At 63.0% G+C, this 17923-nt stretch carries 16 protein-coding genes; 8 read left to right on the top strand and 8 right to left on the bottom strand.

Annotated elements, in window-relative coordinates:
• Positions 1-187: 187 nt before the first annotated feature.
• Positions 188-1039, bottom strand: coding sequence for an ABC transporter substrate-binding protein (locus E4K09_RS14315; RefSeq protein ID WP_166802326.1), 852 nt, complete (start codon positions 1037-1039; stop codon positions 188-190).
• Positions 1040-1431: 392 nt separating this feature from the next.
• On the opposite strand from E4K09_RS14315, the gene E4K09_RS14310 reads away from it, so the two are divergent.
• Together E4K09_RS14310 and E4K09_RS14305 are read left to right on the top strand one after the other, a co-directional pair.
• Positions 1432-2406 (top strand): ABC transporter substrate-binding protein, encoded by a 975-nt coding sequence (locus E4K09_RS14310; RefSeq protein ID WP_166802325.1) that lies wholly within the window; start codon positions 1432-1434, stop codon positions 2404-2406.
• A gap of 85 nt (positions 2407-2491) precedes the next feature.
• Positions 2492-4237 (top strand): cache domain-containing protein, encoded by a 1746-nt coding sequence (locus tag E4K09_RS14305; protein ID WP_134498084.1) that lies wholly within the window; start codon positions 2492-2494, stop codon positions 4235-4237.
• 24 nt (positions 4238-4261) lie between these two features.
• On the opposite strand, the gene E4K09_RS14300 is transcribed toward E4K09_RS14305, so the two are convergent.
• Both E4K09_RS14300 and E4K09_RS14295 read right to left on the bottom strand, forming a co-directional pair.
• Positions 4262-5143 carry an ABC transporter substrate-binding protein gene (locus E4K09_RS14300; RefSeq protein WP_166802324.1) on the bottom strand — a complete coding sequence of 294 codons (882 nt, stop codon included), beginning with the start codon at positions 5141-5143 and terminating at the stop codon, positions 4262-4264.
• A gap of 227 nt (positions 5144-5370) precedes the next feature.
• On the bottom strand, positions 5371-6393 hold the full coding sequence (locus E4K09_RS14295; protein ID WP_134498080.1) for an amino acid ABC transporter substrate-binding protein: 1023 nt from the start codon (positions 6391-6393) through the stop codon (positions 5371-5373).
• A gap of 484 nt (positions 6394-6877) precedes the next feature.
• Between E4K09_RS14295 and E4K09_RS14290 the strand changes: the two genes are divergently transcribed.
• Together E4K09_RS14290 and E4K09_RS14285 are read left to right on the top strand one after the other, a co-directional pair.
• Positions 6878-7849: an ABC transporter substrate-binding protein gene (locus tag E4K09_RS14290; protein WP_134498078.1), complete on the top strand. Its 972-nt coding sequence runs from the start codon at positions 6878-6880 to the stop codon at positions 7847-7849.
• A gap of 104 nt (positions 7850-7953) precedes the next feature.
• The gene (locus tag E4K09_RS14285; protein WP_134498076.1) at positions 7954-8442 is read left to right on the top strand and encodes a GNAT family N-acetyltransferase; all 489 of its coding nucleotides are present in this window, start codon (positions 7954-7956) and stop codon (positions 8440-8442) included.
• 570 nt (positions 8443-9012) lie between these two features.
• Here E4K09_RS14285 and E4K09_RS14280 read toward each other — a convergent pair.
• Positions 9013-9789 carry a Crp/Fnr family transcriptional regulator gene (locus tag E4K09_RS14280; protein ID WP_244610499.1) on the bottom strand — a complete coding sequence of 259 codons (777 nt, stop codon included), beginning with the start codon at positions 9787-9789 and terminating at the stop codon, positions 9013-9015.
• Positions 9790-10337: 548 nt separating this feature from the next.
• Between E4K09_RS14280 and E4K09_RS14275 the strand changes: the two genes are divergently transcribed.
• Both E4K09_RS14275 and E4K09_RS14270 read left to right on the top strand, forming a co-directional pair.
• Complete coding sequence (locus tag E4K09_RS14275; RefSeq protein ID WP_244610498.1) at positions 10338-11726, top strand: DegQ family serine endoprotease; 1389 nt, start codon at positions 10338-10340, stop codon at positions 11724-11726.
• Between the two features lie 562 nt (positions 11727-12288).
• Positions 12289-13068 (top strand): trypsin-like serine protease, encoded by a 780-nt coding sequence (locus tag E4K09_RS14270; RefSeq protein WP_342211353.1) that lies wholly within the window; start codon positions 12289-12291, stop codon positions 13066-13068.
• 164 nt (positions 13069-13232) lie between these two features.
• On the opposite strand, the gene E4K09_RS14265 is transcribed toward E4K09_RS14270, so the two are convergent.
• Positions 13233-13547: a hypothetical protein gene (locus tag E4K09_RS14265; protein ID WP_134498068.1), complete on the bottom strand. Its 315-nt coding sequence runs from the start codon at positions 13545-13547 to the stop codon at positions 13233-13235.
• A 432-nt stretch (positions 13548-13979) separates the two neighbouring features.
• Here E4K09_RS14265 and E4K09_RS14260 point away from each other — a divergent pair, with 432 nt between their 5' ends.
• Complete coding sequence (locus E4K09_RS14260) at positions 13980-14882, top strand: DnaJ C-terminal domain-containing protein (protein WP_134498066.1); 903 nt, start codon at positions 13980-13982, stop codon at positions 14880-14882.
• Entirely contained in the window at positions 14883-15167 is a 285-nt protein-coding gene (locus E4K09_RS14255; RefSeq protein WP_244610497.1) for a MerR family transcriptional regulator, read from the top strand.
• 333 nt (positions 15168-15500) lie between these two features.
• On the opposite strand, the gene E4K09_RS14245 is transcribed toward E4K09_RS14255, so the two are convergent.
• The 3 genes from E4K09_RS14245 to E4K09_RS14235 all read right to left on the bottom strand — a co-directional run.
• A complete protein-coding gene (locus tag E4K09_RS14245; RefSeq protein WP_193557290.1) occupies positions 15501-15854 on the bottom strand; it encodes a hypothetical protein in 354 nt (117 codons plus the stop codon).
• A gap of 16 nt (positions 15855-15870) precedes the next feature.
• Positions 15871-16626 carry a Bax inhibitor-1/YccA family protein gene (locus E4K09_RS14240; protein ID WP_134498064.1) on the bottom strand — a complete coding sequence of 252 codons (756 nt, stop codon included), beginning with the start codon at positions 16624-16626 and terminating at the stop codon, positions 15871-15873.
• Between the two features lie 1126 nt (positions 16627-17752).
• The coding region (locus E4K09_RS14235) for a hypothetical protein (protein ID WP_134498062.1) at positions 17753-17923 on the bottom strand (171 nt) is incomplete at its 5' end.

The raw sequence follows: 17923 nt of genomic DNA, 5'->3' as shown, positions 1-17923 counted from the left end.
AGCGGCTGCATGCAGACCAAGCCGCAATGTCTCAGATGTGCCAGAACCTGACCTTCAAGGAGGACGCAATGTCCACGCGAGACTGGTCTTACGATGCCACACGCCGAGAGCCAACTCGCATAGTGTCCCGTACAGCCCGATGAGGGGGGCGGCAGATCCTCTGGGCGACTGCCGTCACATTCAGGTCTCATTCGATCACGTCGTCGGCAAGCGCAAGCAACATCGGCGGGACTGTCAGGCCTAGTGCTCCCGCCACCTTGAGATTGATGAAAAACTCCAGCTTTGCGGGCTGTTCAACCGGCAGATCCGCCGGCTTGGCTCCTCTCAAGATTTTGTCGACGAAAGCAGGCGCGCGGCGGCACATCGCAACCTGATCGGGACCATAGGACATCAGTGCGCCCCCATCAAACGTCTCCCTCGACCACACCGCCAGGGGTAGGTGATGGGTTAGGGCCAGCTTCCCGACAAGGGATCGATGCTGGTAAACCAAACCGTCCCCGTTGATCGTCACCGCCTGCATACCAGCCTCAGCCATGGCCTTGAAGGCGCGCTCCAGTTCATCAGGCGAACGTGCTTCGAACGTGACGTTTTCAAGCCCCAGTTCGGCTGCTGCGGTTTCAGTGACACGCCTGTACAGGGGCGCCAGTTGCGAAGTGGGATTAACGAGCAAGGCAACCCGGAGCAGGTCCTCCCTCATGTACTTGAGGTATTGCAGGCGCTTCGAGACGATATCTGCCCCGAAGTTGGACAGCCCCGTCATGTTCCTCCCCGGTCGCGCGAGGCTGTCGACGAAACCACTTCCCACGGGATCGGGAACGCCCATGAAGACAACAGGGATCGTGCTGGTCGCGCTCTTGGCATAGGGTGCCGTCTGCGGGCCCACCGTCACCAACACATCAACGCCGAGCCGAACCAACTCGGCTGCCATACTCCGGAAGCGCTCAGGGCTTTCGCCGGCGAACCGGTGCTCGAGGGCGATGGTGCGCCCGTCCATGTAGCCGAGATCCCGGAAGCCCTCGACAACAGCCGTGTAGTACACTCCTTGTGCCTCGGCACTGGCGGCGTGCCAGAGAACACCGACGCTCGGGATCCTGCCGGCCTGCCCGCGAGCGACACGCGATCGATAAAGTATCGCCCCGCCAATCAGCGAAAGAAACTCTCGCCGCCTCATTGGGCCACCTCGCCAGATGCGCATAGGAATCTGTATGCACGTAAGGCAGCCATGATGTTACCCCTGCGGCGAACCCGACGCCAGCCACTCCGATCCACCTCGACCATGCATCAGCAGGCGTATTCTTCGAAGCTCCAACTCGGCTCTGCTACGGTCGACTGCCGCATCAAAGACACCCAAGGTGTCGATGAGGATCTAGCTGACGAGCGGGGAGTCGAGTAGGCTTGCTCCTTCGAATGCGAACAAGAGGAGGCTTCCCGATGGGCCGCTCTCTATGCTTCGCTGCGCTTGTTTCGGTCCTGCTTACCTCGATCTTAGCAGCCCAGACGCCCGCCAAACCGGTCCGCCTTGGAATGCTGTGTCCCGTCCGGTGCGCCGGTCCCGGCTACACCGCCTTCGAGGACGAGCTACGCAAGCTCGGCTGGGTCGAGGGCCATAATCTCACCATCGAGCGGCGGGCGCTGGAGGGGCGCTATGAGCGTGCGTCTGAGCTTGCTGCCGAAATCGTTCGGTCACGCCCCAACCTTATCGTTGGTCCGAGCGCACCAATAGCCCGAGCCCTTAAGGACGCTACATCGGAGATCCCCATTGCGTTCTCCTTCGTGGCCAATCCCGTCCAAATCGGTCTGGTGCAAAGTTTGGCTCATCCCGGGCGCAACGTCACTGGGGTGGCTTCAATCACGCCCGGAGCCTTCCTCGCCAAGCAGTTCGAGATCCTGCGCGAGCTTCTGCCACAGGCCCAAAGGGTGGCGGTGCTGGTGAACCCCGCCAATGACGACCATCGTTTGGCCCTTGCCCGCGAAGTGCCTATGGCTGCCCAGTTCGGGTTGCGCGTTGACGTGATTGAGGTTCGCGCACCCAACGATGTTCCTGCTGCGGTCGAGAGTGCAAGGAGGCTCCGCGCCGAGGGGCTGTTGGTTCTAGGCGATGCGATCCTGAACACGCCCCCCAACCGCGTGCCCAATCTGCTGGCCCGGACACCGCTCCCGGCGCTGTACGCAAACCGTGACCCGGTACTGGCTGGAGGACTGATCGCCTACACCCCGGACATGCTCGCGATTGCCCGCCGCCACGCCCAGTATGTGGACCGCATCTTGCGCGGTGCCTCTCCCGCCGACATGCCGGTCGAGCAGCCGTCCCGGTACAACCTGATCGTCAACATCAAGACCGCAAGGGCGCTCGGTCTCACTGTGCCGCCGTCCCTCCTGTCGCAAGCTGATGAGGTGATTGAATGATGATTGCGCAGCATTCCCGCTTCCCAATGCGCGGGTTGCGCCCGGGCCACTCCACCTCGAGCGAGATCCGCTGAGGCTCAGGGCCATGATAAGGAGGCGTCGCCGGTTTCGTGGCCTGTTCCAGAAGTACTTCATTGTGCTGTTCCTGGCGGTGGTCATTCCGCTCGCTGCCAACGGCATCAGCGAAGCCTGGTTCGGCTACCGCGATCAGCGGGCCAGGCTCGACCAACTGCTCGGTGTCGAGGCACGCTCGGCGGCCGCCAGAATTCAGGGCTTTCTTGACGGCATCACCAACCAGCTCGGGTGGCTGGTGCAACTCCCCTGGAGCGAGGAGCCGGACGAGCGGCGGCGGATTGATGCCCTGCGCCTGCTGCGCCAAGTGCCCGCCATCGTCAGCCTCACGCTCGTCGACGGCACCGGACGCGAGCGGTTGTACGTGTCGCGCATCGGCCTCAACCGGACCGAGAACCGCACCGACCGAACAGGGGACCCCGCTGTGGCCGGAGCCCGATCGGCGCGGATCTGGTACGGACAGGTTAGCTACTACCGCGGCTCCGAGCCCTACCTGACAGTCGCGATCTCCGGCAATCGCCCGTCGGTCGGCATCGTCGTGGCCGAGGTGAACCTGAAGCTGATCTGGGACGTGATTTCGGCCATCAAGGTTGGCGAGACAGGCTACGCCTTCGTGCTGGACGGACCAGGCCGGCTCGTTGCCCACCCGGACATCAGCCTCGTCCTACGTGGGGCGGACGAGGCGACATTGAACCCTTTCCGGGCGATCCGGGAGGCTACCATGCGAGCCGGCGCCGGGCTCACAACGAGCTGGGACGCAGAGGGTAATGCCATTGCGGCGGCGGCTGCACCCATCACAGGCCCCGATTGGACTGTTGTGGTCGAGCAGCCACTTTCCGAGGCGTTCGGGCCGATCTATGCCGCCCTCTGGCGGACCGGAGGCCTTCTGCTGGGCGGTGCTGCCTTTGCCGCCATGCTCGCCTTCATCCTGGCACGCAGGATGACCGAGCCCATTCGCCTGCTCGAGGAAGGCACTGAACGCATTGGCGCCGGGCAGTTCGACCACCGGATCAAAATCAGCACGGGAGATGAGCTTCAGCGGCTGGCCGACAGCTTCAACGCCATGGCCGCTGAACTTGCCGTCTCGCAGGAGCGCCAGGAGCGCATCGCCAAGCTCAAGCGGTTCCTGGCGCCGCAGGTGGCCGAACTCGTCGACCACGTTGGTGACGATACTGTGCTCGAGGGCCGGCGCACCGAGGTGGTGGCGGTGTTCTGCGATCTGCGGGGCTTCACCGCCTTCTCGGCTAAAGCGGCGCCGGAGGAGGTCATGCGTGTGCTCTCCGAGTACTACGAGGCGCTTGGAGCAATCATCACCAGGTATGCCGCCACACTCACCAGCTTCTCGGGTGACGGCCTGATGGTGCTCGTCAACGCGCCCGTTCCAGTCGAGGAGCCTGCCTTGCGGGCCGTCGACTTGGCGGTGGAGATGCAGGAAAGGGTGCAGGAACTGATCATCGGCTGGCGAGCACGCGGCCACCGCATCGGCTTCGGGGTGGGACTAGCCATGGGAACGGCCACGGTCGGGCGGATCGGGTATGAGAGCCGCTTCGACTACACGGCGATCGGCAGCGTCGTGAACCTCGCCGCCCGGCTCTGCGCGGCAGCAGCGGATCGGGAGATCCTGACGGATGAGACTGTTGCCGGCGCCGTGAAGGACAAGCGCCCCCTGATCCCTCTCGGAACACGGCCTATCAAGGGTTATGACGAGGAGCTGCCCGTGTTTGGTAGAGCCGTGGATGAGAGGCCATCCGCCCCGTAGGATCGCGGCCTTTCATAGTGCCCGCTATTCGATCACCTCGTCGGCAGCGGCCAGCAGGCTTGGCGGGATCGCGAGGCCCAGCGCCTTGGCGGTCCCGAGATTGACCACAAGCTCGTACCGTGTCGGCGCCTGAACCGGCAACTCGCCGGGGCTGGCTCCCCTGAGAATCCGGTCCATGTAGGACGCGACGCCCTGGTGAAGTCCTTCCGCGGTGGGACCATAGGCGAGCAGGCCTCCGGTCGCCGCCATGTAGCGGCTACCGTAGATTGCCGGCACCCGATGCTGCTCGGCAAGGTCGACGATCAACCGCCGCTGCGCGAAGGTGAACACATCTGGCAGCACCAGGAGCGCCCCGCCAGGTGCGGCTGCAAGATCCGCAATCACTGGCTCGATCCCGGAAGCGTCCTGGGTGAATGCAAGGACGGGCACAACCGAAAGAGAGGCGGCGACCGCCTCGAACTCACGGATGAAAGGCGACGCATGGTTGCGCGCTGTCTCCGGGTTGAACAGGATTGCGGCCCGCCTGACCTGCGGATCGATCTCCTTGAGAAGCTGCAACCACTTACCTCCAAGCGACGGCTCAAAGGTTGTGAACCCGGTCGCGTTGCCGCCGGGGCGGGAGAGATTGCCGACGATGCCGTTGCCGACCGGGTCGGCGACCTCGAAGAAGAGCACAGGGATGGTTTTGGTTTCGGCGAGCACGGCCAGGATTGCGGGCGTGCCGTTCGTCACGATGAGCTCAGGACGCGCCGCAACGGCCTCCTTTGCCAGCCCTGGCAGTTGGGCCGGGGCTGTTGCCACGTGCATCTCGACCTGCACGTTGACGCCTCTCGTCCAGCCCAGGGGCCGGAGGTGTTCGGCAACGTCCCCCCAGTCGTTCCGCGCGAGCAGAGTCCAGGTTTCCACCCATCCGATCCGCCGGACTCACCTGACACCTGGGCTGCCGGCTGCGTGGCCCGGAGCAACGCCGATGCGCAGAGAAGCCGGATGAGATCGCGTCGCCTCATGCGACCACCTCTTCAAGCGAGTTGACCCAAGGCTACCACGGAATGGCATCAGCCACAGCCTTGGACGCCCGACTGACGTCATGTGTGTCGCGTCATGGAATGTAATTCTCTGATGTGCTTGTCAGGCTACCGCACCGGGATCCCATATTGCAGGCCGCCTTTGGTCCAGAGCGCGTTCTGGCCGCGCTTGATCTTCAGGCGCGAGCCTTCGCCGACGTTCTTCTCGAACGACTCGCCGTAGTTGCCCACGTGCTTGATGACGCGAACAGCCCAGTCGTTGGTCAGACCGATGGCCTCACCGAACCTGCCCTCGGTGCCGAGCAGGCGCTTGATCTCCGGGTTGTCGGAGGTCTTCATCTGATCGACATCCGCCTTGGTCACGCCGAGCTCTTCGGCGTTCAGCATGGCATTGTGGGTCCAGCGGACGATGTCGCCCCACTGATTGTCACCGTGGCGGACTGCCGGGCCAAGCGGCTCCTTCGAGATGACCTCGGGCAGGATGAGGTCCTCATCAGGATTCGAGACCCAGGAGCGAGCCACATAAAGCCCGGACACATCGGTGGTGAAGGCATCGCACCGGCCGGCATCATAGGCCTTCTTGGCCTCGTCCGCCGTGGCGAAGAGGACAGTCTGGTACTTCATGGTGTTGGCGCGGAAGTAGTCGGCGAGGTTCAGCTCAGTCGTGGTGCCCTGCTGGACGCAGACTGACCTGCCATTCAGCTGCTTGGTAGAGGAGACACCAAGCTTCCTGCGGACCATGAAACCCTGGCCGTCGAAGTAGGTGATCGCCGGGAAGTCGAGGCCGAGCTGGGTGTCGCGCGACATCGTGTGCGTCGAGTTACGGGACAGGACATCCACCTCGCCCGCCTGAAGCGCACTGAAGCGGTCCTTGGCATTGAGGGGAATGAAACGGACCTTGGTCGGATCATCGAAGATCGCGGCCGCGATGGCGCGGCAAAAGTCCACGTCGAAGCCCGTCCCGTTGCCTCGGGCATCGGGCATGCCGAAGCCAATGGAGCCGCTGCTCGCGCCGCAGGTCAGAAAGCCCTTCTGCTTCACGCTGGCGAGCGTGGCCTGGGCCGAGACACCGGTGGCCATGAGGCCCGCCGCCACAACGCCGCAGGCAAGGGATGCGATGGTCTTCGTCATGACGCTGTCCCCCCGTGGAGGTTCCCGTCATCAGTGCTCCCCACCGCACTATAGCAGATTGCGTGGCGCACGCTTCATGTAGGCTTTACGCAGTGGCGGGTTCGCCAGCCTGCCTTTCGGCGTTACGTCTCACCGGCGATGATGCCGATCAGGCGTATGGGGCGAAGGCAGGCAGACCCACCCGCAACGTCTTCGCCCGCTCCAGATCATCGACGTCGAAGCCCTCCGTAAACCAGCCGTGGATCGGCCCAGGAAGTCACGGGCCGCTGCCGCCGCCCGCGATCGCGCAGCCTCCGCGCCAGATCGCAGGTGACTTTGAGTTCCTACAACCGAGCGCCCTGCTCGCGCGACCTCCAGGGCGGCGCGGCAGCTATGCCTTCCGGGTGGGCGAGTTTTGCGGAAGGCCGTGTGGAACAGACCTCGTCACATCTGCTGGGCTGAACTAAGGTAGACCTCGTCTGACCTAGCCTGATGGAGTGGTCGAATGAGACGGCGAACCTTTCTCGCTCTCACCGCCAGCATCGCCGCCCACCGTGTCCATGCACAAGCGGAGGTACCCGTCGTCGGCTTCCTCAGCACTGGCTCCCCGGAGACCTTTGACCGGCTAAGGATCGCATTCTTGAATGGCTTGAAGGAGGTCGGCTTCAACCCAGGTCGGGACGCAAACTTGGAATTCCGCTGGGCTGACGGAGACTACAACCAAATGGCTGTGCTGGCTGCCGAGCTTGTTCAGCAGCGGGTCAACGTCATCGCGGCCACGGGAGGCGAGGTCTCAGCCCTAGCCGCCAAGGCCGCGACCTCCACCATCCCAGTTGTGTTCTCGATCGGCAGTGATCCGGTGCAGCGCGGCCTCGTGAAGAGTTGGAACCGGCCCGGCGGCAACATGACTGGCGTAGTCACAGTGACTTTCGCGCTGGACGCCAAGCGGCTTGAACTTCTGCGTACTCTCCTGCCAAAGGCTGATGTTATTGGCGCAATCGTCAATCCTGCTCGTGCGAGTGCCCCCGAGAAGATCAGGGAGCTGCGAGAAGCGGCTGCCGCAAGCAAGTGCCAGGTTGTGATCGTTCAAGCCCGTGAGGAAGAAGAATTCGAGCCGGCTTTCGCGACGTTAGCAAGCAAGGGCGCAGGAGGCCTCATGGTGACCCCGGACCCCTTCTTTTTCACCCGGCACCGCCGTTTGGTTGAACTGGCTGCTCAGCATCGCATCCCGGCCATCTACGAGTCGCGGAACTTCCCGGCGGCTGGCGGCCTCATGAGCTACGGGACGAGCTTTACAGATGCATACCGCTTGGTTGGCGCCTACGTGGGTCGCATTCTGAAAGGTGAGAAACCAGCGGACCTTCCGGTGATCCAATCGACCAAGTTCGAGTTGGTGATTAACCTCAAGGTCGCAGCAGCCCTGGGCCTGGACGTTCCGGCGACAATCCTGGCTCAAACCGATGAGGTGATCGAATAGAGCCTCACACGAATTTCCGAGAAGACGCTGCATGGAACGCTCGATCCGGCCCTCACCGCATCCAGATTCGATGGTACAAAGGGGGGCGGTCGGAGGGTCGACGCATGTTAAAGCCGTTCACGACGGAACGCCTCGCAATTCGCCAACTGGAACTCCAGGACGCCCCCGAGTTGGCCAGGATAAGCGATGTCCCGGCTGTGAGCCAATGGATGGCCTTCATGGAGGGCGGCTTCCCGCTGGAAAAGGCGCAGGCCCTCATCACCAGCCAGGATCAGACCAAGGAATACTTCTTTGCGGTGCGGCTCCCTGATGGGACGCTGATTGGGGCCATGGGGATCATTGACCATCCTGACGGCACCATCGAGGTCGGCTACTGGTTCGGGGTCGACTACCAGGGCAAGGGCTATGCGTCTGAGGCGCTCCGGGCGACACTGGACCAGATCGCAGCCGATCCGCTGCTGGCGTCACGCCCCGTGTTGGCTGAGACGCGCCCCGACAATGCCGCTTCCATCCGGCTGCTGACGAAGATGGGCTTCTACGCCACGGGGCGCCCAGGTCCCCGGCCCAACCGGATCGAGTTCAGGCTTCGATGAGGGGCCTACGTTCACCAGAAGGTTGATCGATGAATATTCCTGACCTGTTTGAATCGACACCGAAGCTTGACCCCTNCACGATCGGCGCCGATCGTGACCCCGCCGACGCTACGAGTCCACTCGCAATATCACGTGCGTAGCGGCAGTCGGCTCAGGGGCCTTATTCGATGCTGATTTACAGTCAGCTCTACTTCCGCGTCGTGCCAATAGCTGCCCTTCCCGCCGACGACGGAGTCGGTTGGCCCTATCAGCCAAACAGAGCTCGGGCAAGGAGGCGCAGGTCGACGGGCTTGTCGCAGCGGGGGATTCCTTGTAGGCCTCCGGCAGCGCCCATTGCTCGTAGCCGGTTGCAAGCACGCAGGGATGGCGCACTTGCGCAGGGCATCGGCTACGGGAAGGCTTCTCGCCCTTGAGGTTCACGTCAAGAATAGCCCCGTCGATTGCCTTTTCCTGTGCCAGTACAGTCAGGGAATCCGCAATGCTCGCTACCGGACCCAGCACGACGATCAGGCGCTGGAACAGCATCAGGCCTGCGGTGGTGAACCACCTCGCATAGTCTCAGCATCGAACTCAATCCGTAGCTTTGCTCAGACTGCCGCGTCCAGCCGAGGCATGGGTACCGGACAGGAACTTGTCGAAGCGGGAGCGGATTTTGCGATAGCACTCGCAGGCCCCTCGTTCGAGCCCGGCGCGGTCGATCACATCGATGCCGCCTCGTCGTTGCTCAATCAGGCCCGACATCTGGAGGCCGCGTAAGATGGGGCTGACCGTGGAACGCTGCACACCAAGCATTTCGGCGAGGAACTGGTGTGTCAGGGGCAGCGAGTCCTTCGAGGGCAAGGTGTCCTGGTTCAAGCGATCATGTGTGCTCAGAATCCAGCGGCAACACCGGGCCTCGACCGTGTGCACGGCATTGCAGGCTACGGTATGATACGCTTGCGCGAGCAGCGCCTCGTTGTAGGCCAACACCAGCCGCTGAAGAGCGGGGCGCGTCCTGATCGCCTCATGGAGGCGGGCCAGGGGAATGCGGGAGGCGGTTCCAGGGATCTGCACAACGTAGCGCCCGAAAGCTTCTCGGCTCGCAAACGCGGTCAAGAGACCGAACAATCCCTCACAGCCGAAGATGGCCACTTCTGCCAGACGGCCATCCTCCATGACATCAACAAGGGAGACGATGACATCGTGCGGGAAGTAGGTGTAGCGGATGGGATCCCCGGGCTCGTACAGTACAGTCCCACGGGGCAGGATGACGGCCTCCAGATGGGGTTCAAGCAGGGTGAAGTCGTCGGGCTCTAAGGCGGCCAGGAACCGGTTGGCACGATGGTCTTTCGGTAGCTTCCTTACCAAGGCGGTCCGCAACGCTCCTACAGGCTGATGAGAGTACCTGACAACGTGCCGCAGGCGGATCACGAAGACGTGATACTGACTCATACGTTCGACGTAGCCGCAGGTCTCAAGGTCGCCTCAGGGTCAAAATCTCACGTTCCTGCCGATTATCGAACGTCAGCACCTGAGTGTCGAAGCGGACCGAGCGCTTACTTCTCAGCAGTGCCACGAGCAGCCCTTGCCTGGCCTTTGTGTGAGCTCGCATGGGAGGTCGCGCCGAGCGTGCGAGCATTAGGCCACCCGGCCCCCGAGGAACTCCCTGATTCCATAGAGGATATCTCACCCAGCAGGAGGAAAACCAATCAGCCGTGAAAAGTCGTGTCGTTTCCGCGTGGAGTAGTGATGCCTGAGAACGGCTCCTATCTAAAGCTATTGTCCAAAGCCGGGCTACGGGAACCGCTTCCTTTCCCCGGCCTCGGCACCGCGCTCTGGCCTCTCGGAGCCGTTCATGTTCTGCACAGGAGGATCTTATGCCTCGTTCTGGATCAAGCTTAAACTTGAGAAGGCATGTGCTAGCCGGAGTTATCGCTCTCCTGGCATTCACCGCGCCACCAGCAGCGGCCCAGCAGGTTCCGACCGACTTCACAGCCATTGTGAAGCAGAAGATGCCTGCCGTCGTCGCCATTACCACCAGGCAGCGCGTCGAGGAACAGGAGCAGGCGCAATCGCTGCCGGACGACCTGCCCTTCCGCGAGTTCTTCCGCCGCTACTATGGCGAAGGCCCGGAGCCCCGCCGGCAACAGCCCCGGCAGGCACTCGGGTCAGGGTTTGTGATCAGTTCAGACGGACACATCATCACCAACAACCACGTGGTTGAGGATGCGGCCGAAATCCACGTTGTGTTCGGTGACAGAACCAATGTCCCTGCCACCCTCGTCGGCCGGGATCCGGCCACTGATATTGCCGTGCTAAAAGTCGATCCTCAGCCCAACATGGCCATCGCCACCTGGGGCGACTCGGATGCTGCCGAGCCGGGCTCCTGGGTAATTGCCATCGGCAGCCCGTTCGGCCTCGGCGGCACGGTGACGGTTGGTGTCGTCTCGGCCCGCTCCCGCGACATTCGCTCAGGCCCGTATGACGACTACATCCAAACCGATGCCTCGATCAACCGCGGCAACTCCGGTGGACCGCTGTTCAACGCCCGTGGCGAAGTAATCGGCGTGAATACGGCGATCTTCTCGCCCTCCGGCGTCAATATCGGCATCGGCTTTGCCGTTCCTTCGAAGACTGCTCAAGCGGTGGCGGACCAGCTGATCCGCACCGGACGGGTCGAGCGGGGCTATGTGGGACTGCGCCTGCAGGAGCTCACGCCGGCCATTGCTCAGGCGCTCGGCCGCTCGGACGACAAGGGCGTGCTGGTGGCCTCGGTGGAGCCCGGCGGGCCGGCCGACAAGGCGGGCTTCCAGTCAGGTGACTTGATCACGCAGTTCGAACAAAAACCGGTGGAGAGTGGTCGCGATCTCTCCCGTGCGGTCGCTGCCATGAAGCCCGGCACCCAGGCGTCGGTGACCGTGATCCGGGACGGCAAGCCTCAGGAACTGGCCATCGTCATCGGCCAGCGCAGCGACGAGCAGGCCGCCAGCTCGACAGCTCCCAACGGAGCGGGTGACGGCAAGCGGCTCGGGCTGGCGCTCAGTCCGATCCCTGAGGCAGCGAGAGGTCAGCTGGGGCTGGAGCTCGGCACGTCGGGCGTGCTGATCCAGCGGGTTGATCGGAACAGCCCCGCCGCGGAGGCCGGTCTCCGTCAGGGGGACGTGATTGTCTCGGCCAACAACCAGCCGGTGAGCGCTCCGGCGGATGTGGCGAGAGCCTGGACGGACGCCCAGGGTCAGAAGCGACCGGTGCTCCTGCGCGTGAAACGTGAGGATCAGTACCTGTTCGTCGCCATCGAGGGATAGCAGCAGCGCAGCCGCAGCACGCCCGCGGCTGCAGCTTGCGCTGACCCATGCGAGGACTCACTCAGGGCGATCGCTGCTGCCCCCCGTTGAGTCCTCGCTCATGGTTCGAGTGATGCTGCCGGTCGCCTCGATGTCAGGAGCCTGGCCTGGCACCACCATGGGCCCTCTCATGCCGAACGTGACGGCCCCGCTGCACCCGTCGTGAAGGGCGCTGGCCTGTACCTCCTGTGGCAGGCAGCGGGCTGGCATATCCTGAGCGAAATCGGGGAGCGATGATCCAGAGGCGGCAACGCCTATGACTGCAGCCGCCAATGCACCGGGGAACGTGCGCTTGAGCAAGTCGACCTCCTCTGCATATTCAATGTCATGGCCTATGCTTCAAAACAGCAGACCGTGTTCTGGGTTCCTGAGGGATCGCACGAGCCTGGAGCGCGCCACTCCAGAGGTATCCTCAACCCTTGAAGCGAGGGGATGCTTTCTTACCTCATCCGCCACCACAGCATCGGCTCTATGGACAGGTCGCTGAAAGCTGACTTTGTTCGTTCATGATCTGACTTTGGTTATGACCATGAAACACCTCCACGTTCCTGCGAAAGGCGAGAAGCGCCACATCATCAGTCATTTGCCCGGGTGGCTCATGGCCATGGCACTTACATGGTCCATTGGCCCGGCTCACGGCATCGAAGGAGGCACCCTCGCACGGACTAACGATCAACTCGCCCGCGCCACAGTCGCCGTCGGTACACTCGTTCAGCCGGATGGCTCTCTCCGGTTGAGCCGCTGTTCAGGAGCTCTCATTGCTCCAGATCTTGTTCTCACAGCAGCGCACTGCATCAGGGGGAACCCGGTGGGGGCTGTGGTTGGTCTCTATCAGGGCAGCAGGCGAATTGCCTCCGCCCATCGTGTCGCCGCGGCGGCTCGTCATGCTGTCGGGTCAGGTCGCCTCGCGTCCCGCGATCTGGCGGATATGCTCAACGAGATCTCCCTCGACATTGCTGTCTTGCGCCTGGAGACGCCAGTCAGGGGACGCAGTCCCCTGAGGCTCGCTGACCGATTGCAGCGCATTCCCTCGACCCTGCAGCTGGCTGGCGTTGGCCTCTCGGGACACGCGGCAGGAACGCTCAAGACAGCCGCGCTGAGGCCTCTTGTGATGACCGAAACGGGACTGATCATCGCGCGCACGGTCGGCGCCCGCGTCTGCATGGGCGACTCGGGAGGTCCTGTCGTCATCCCGAGCAGGAGCGGCCCACTGCTAGTAGGCGTGGCGAGCGCGGTCATCACCCCACAGGCGCCGTGCGGCAACATCCTCATGGTCGCCCCTGCCACGATCGCCGGTCCGTAGTCTTGAACCGGAGGACAGGCCATTCATCGGGCTTGGGGGTCCAGATTTTGCCGGAAGCACCGGGGCAGCCGATCCCCTCCCCGGCTTCAGGAGAGAGGGGCTGTCCCGGCACTCGCGACAGGGCAAAAAGTTCGGTTATTGCGCTTTTGCGCTAACCAGCAGGATTAGGGGCAGACCTCGACTCGGCGCCATTCTCCACGAATGCGCTCGCGGGCAAGATGGCAGCCCGGCTGGACCATCGTATTTGGATCATAGCTGATCTGAGGCTGAATCGGGGTACCCGGAGACACGGAAAAGATCGATCCTGTGGTCTGTGCCTGGGCGGAGCTGATCCCTGCCCCAAGAGCAATCCCGCCAACCCCGGCGGCGGCAATCGCCGGTATGACCCAGCCCGGATAGGCCGAAGCCGGCGTCGGCACAGCGGCCGCTGAGGCTGCGATGGCGAGTGCTGAGGTAAGACCAATCAGGGTTTTTCTCATGACCATTCCTCCAAAATAAGGTGCAGCAGGCACCCTGCTTTTTCAGTTTCGTCACAAGGAATGCGACAGCTTTCCACTTCTCGGGAAGACCTGTCGCTGTGTGGGAGAGAAGCGGACGCGTGCAACAGCACATTGCTTCCGTCCGCGTCGTACTAACATTGATGGACTGGGAAGGTTCCTATCTTCAGGTCGTGCCGAATTGAACGAAGTCAGCGTCAAATCTGTCACGAATTTCTGTCGGAGCGGACAACACGCCGGCCGGCCTGGGTCCGGATGTCGACCGCATCGGAACGGGATCGGTGTTTCCACAGCCTCCGGCAGGGCCTCCAATTTCAGGGATCCGGACCAGCGGAACCGGCGTTGTGAACCTGCGTCAGGAACGCACGATTCATTGAAAAGGAGTTGTAACGCTCGGCTGAATGGAGGGAGGTCGTGACCGAGTCCCCTTACGAATTGCTCGGCGTAAAGCCCAATGCGTCTGCGGACAAGATCCAAAAGGCGTACCGGAAACTGGCCAAGAAGTACCACCCGGATCTGAACCCTGGCGACCGGAAGGCTGAGGACCGCTTCAAGGCGATATCGGCCGCCTACGACCTGCTGAGCGCCCCTGAGAAGCGGGCCCGTTTCGACCGTGGCGAGATCGACGCTTCCGGTGCCGAGCGGCCCCGGCGGCGATCCTATCGCGACTTCGCGGCCGAGGACGCTGGGCCGTCCTACCACAGCGATTCCGGCTTTGCGGATTTCATGGATCAGGACATCCTGTCGGAACTGCTCCGCCGCGGCGCACGAACCCGGTTCGCGATGCCCGGGCAGGATCTTCGCTTCCGTCTCGTCATCGACTTCCTTGAGGCGGTGAACGGCACCCGCAAGACCGTAACCCTGCCGAACGGCCAGTCGCTCGACATCACTATTCCGGCCGGCATCCGGGACGGCCAGGTGGTGCGGCTCGCCGGCAAAGGGGAGCCAGGCATCGGCGGCCTGCCCGGCGACGCCTTGATCGAAATCCACGTGCGTCCGCACCGCCTCTTTGTGCGGGAGGACGACGACATTTGCCTCGAGGTGCCGATTTCCCTGCGCGAGGCCGTCCTCGGAGGCCGCATTCAGATCCCGACCCCGAGGGGCCCCGTCATGGTCAGCGTTCCGAAGGGCAGCAACACGGGACGGATCCTGCGGCTCAGAGGCAAGGGCGCACCACGGCCGGACGGGACCCATGGCGACCTGCATGCCATCCTGAAGGTCGTCCTGCCGGACCGCCCGGATCCGGAACTCGAAGCCTTTGCGGAGCGGTGGACAGGCGGCGCGTCCTACAATCCCCGAGATGGCATGGAGGCGTAGATGCTGACCATGGAGGAGTTCCAGTTGCGTCTGGACGTCGATGCGGGAACGGTCCAGGTCTGGATTGAGGAAGGCTGGCTTCTTCCGCAGCGGGACCAGGCAGGCTTCGCCTTTTCCGAGCTGGATGTAGCACGAGTCCGGCTGATCCGTGACCTCAAGGACGGGATCGGGGTCAACGACGAGGGCATTGGCATCGTTCTGAACCTCGTCGACCAGGTTCATGGCCTGCGGAGCATTCTGCGCGAGTTCCTCCATGCCGAAGCCGGCGGTCCGCCCAGGTCATAGGCCAGCCGGCCCGGGCACGACGTTCGGAACGCAGAATCGGCAGCGCCCTGGAAGACGCCCGCGCGTCCAGGTATCACTCCCTTGGACCAGGACTACGCTGCTGTTTCCTTCCGTTCTCTTCGCCACTACCCCATAGAGGCCAAACCACTCATTCTTGCGCGGTGCCTGGGTGCCTGAAAGCGCGCTGGCCCGCCTCGACGTTCTTGGGCTTGCCGGACCACGCCTTCTGGGGCGCCACATGAAGAGTGCGGCCTTAGATCGGCGTTACGCCCTGGGGTGCAAGAGCCGGGACGGCAGCATGCTGCCGTCCCGGCTGTTCTTGAATCCTCTGGCCTAAGCGGGCACGCCCTGGGGTGCCGACATGGCAGCGTTCGCCTTGACCGAGGGCTCGGGAGCGACGGCAAGCGACGGGTTGTCCTGCGATGACGCACTACCGACAGACCCATCTTGGCGTGCCGGACCGAGCTGACCGTAAACCCGGGCCCATTCAAAACCTGACTTGTAGCGCAGATCCATGAGCGGGCGCAGCTCAGGCTGCGCCAGGTCCATGATGGTTGCGTCGCGCCAACGCCGTTTTGTGAGCTGGTTGCGGGAGAACGGCCAGAGCCGTCTGACCTCTTCCTCAACCTGCAGCACGATCTTGCCGCCTATGGTGCGGCGGAGATTGAATCGTCCAGTCAGGGGCATGGCTTCCTCCGTTCCGTTACTCCTCCCGCTGGCCCAGGAGGGACAGCAGAAGCTGGAAGAGGTTGAGGAAGTTGAGGTAGAGGCTCAGCGCCCCGAAGACCCTGCTGGTGAGAGCAGCATCACCGTGGGCAAGGCCCGCGACATACTCCTCCTTGATCCGCTGGGTATCCCATGCGGTCAGGCCCGCGAACACGAACAGGCCGATGACCGTAATCGTGAACTGCAGGGCCGAACTCGCGAGGAACAGGTTGACCAACGAGGCCAGGATCAACCCGACCAGGCCCATGAGCAGGAACGATCCCCAGCCGGACAGATGGCTGCGCGTGGTGTAGCCCCACAGGCTCAAGGCACCGAAGGACGCGGCCGTGATGAAGAAGACGCGCGTGACGCTCTCACCGGTATAGGTCTGGAGCAAGGCCGCGAGGCCGACGCCCTGGAGGGCCGTGATGCCCCAGTAGATCCCCTGCAGGCTCGCCGGAGATAGGCTGTGAGCCCCGAACGACGCGATCAGGATCAAGCCCAAGGGAGCCAGCAGCGCGACCCAGCCGAGCGGGGTCAGTTCGCGTGGGCCGGAGTAGAAGAGTTCGCCCAACGCCGTGTTCACCACCGCGTAAGCGACGGCACCGCTCAAGGCGAGCCCAAGCATCAGGTAGTTGTAGACGCCGATCATATGCGCCCGCAGGCCGGCGTCAAACTCGACCCGCGACGGCGCGAACGTGCCTGGCCCAAACCCGTATGGCGCCAGGCGAGAATTGTCATTCCACCGAGACATGACAAACCTCTTCAAAACAGTTGCCGATCAGGTTCAGCGACGACTCGAAAAGGCTCATGCGGATCTCGCCCGAGGAGACATCCCTGCCCCGCAAAGTGGCGCGAGAGGGTCCGTCCTAAGCCTCGTCGGAGTGCATCGGCCAAGCCATGTCCGCGAGGTGCCGGCTTGACGCTATAGAGATGAGAATGCGCAGCAACGCTTGCAAGTCGTACCGCTTTCAACACAAGGGCCGGACAAGGGATTTTTCGCGATTCGGCAATACACCGGTGAGCGTCGACTGCCGGCGACTTCGCCTATGACAGTCCAGGGGTGCCGTCGGGCTGATCAGCAGCCGATGCAGATATCTGGGATGATTTCTCTCGGGTCTCTACTCAGAAGCCGCTCGTGCTTCTTGGACAGCCCGACACGCTGCCGACCGTCAGGTTTCGACTTCTGTGCGTCCTCCACTCTGCTCAGATCCCGTTCGTACGTGGCGGTCTGCGCTTGTGAAACCAGCGTCGGGCCCTGGTGCGCCGAGGCCGCCGGAAGAGCCGCAAGGCTCAGGAACAACGCTGTAAGAAGTCTCCGATGCATAAGGATCCTCCAACCATAGAGGGGTCCATTCTCTCAAGCGGATTCCCGCTGTGAGTGATAGGACACCGGTGTCATCGTGATTCATTACCAGCCTTACGAGCTCTCGCCTGCGCAGCCCGGGCCAGCCTTGCCGCATGACGCAGTTCCGGATGATAAATCCCATGAACCCGCTGTCGCCTCTTATGGATGCCGCGGATACCCCTGTCAGTACGCTGCCAATTTGGGGTTCGCAGAGGAGACATACTTCGCTGCGACGACAGCATGCTCGTGGCTCGGCCACTCTGTTGGTTAGCTCCAACCGTCCGCCGCCCTCGCTGTGGCCGCGGATACCGCAGAGACGTCGGGACCCCGAAGACCAACGGACATGAAAACATAACAAGCCCACCGGAGACGATGCTCCCGAGAACGAAAGGTGTCAGCATGTTCATCCCCTGCCCTCCCTTGACGAGGAAGGTTCATGTGGCCGCCCTGAGAGCTGGCCACATGGACGAAGCGCATACAGAACGCGGATCAATGTGAGGACGAGCATCCTCGATCCTTCCGGCCTTGAGCCTTATGCCGCAATCTTTTGGCTCGGGCTCTCAGCTTCATTCCCGATCGTCAAGCCGATCGGTCCCGCATGCACGGGCACGGTCTCGCCGTCCTTGATCTCGCCGGCGAGGATGGCCTCGGCCAGCGGGTCCTGCACGTACTTCTGGATCACGCGCTTCAAGGGGCGCGCGCC

It is taken from the genome of Microvirga pakistanensis, from assembly GCF_004458765.1.
GTDB lineage: Bacteria > Pseudomonadota > Alphaproteobacteria > Rhizobiales > Beijerinckiaceae > Microvirga > Microvirga pakistanensis.
This window is presented reverse-complemented; position numbering and strand designations above follow the sequence as displayed.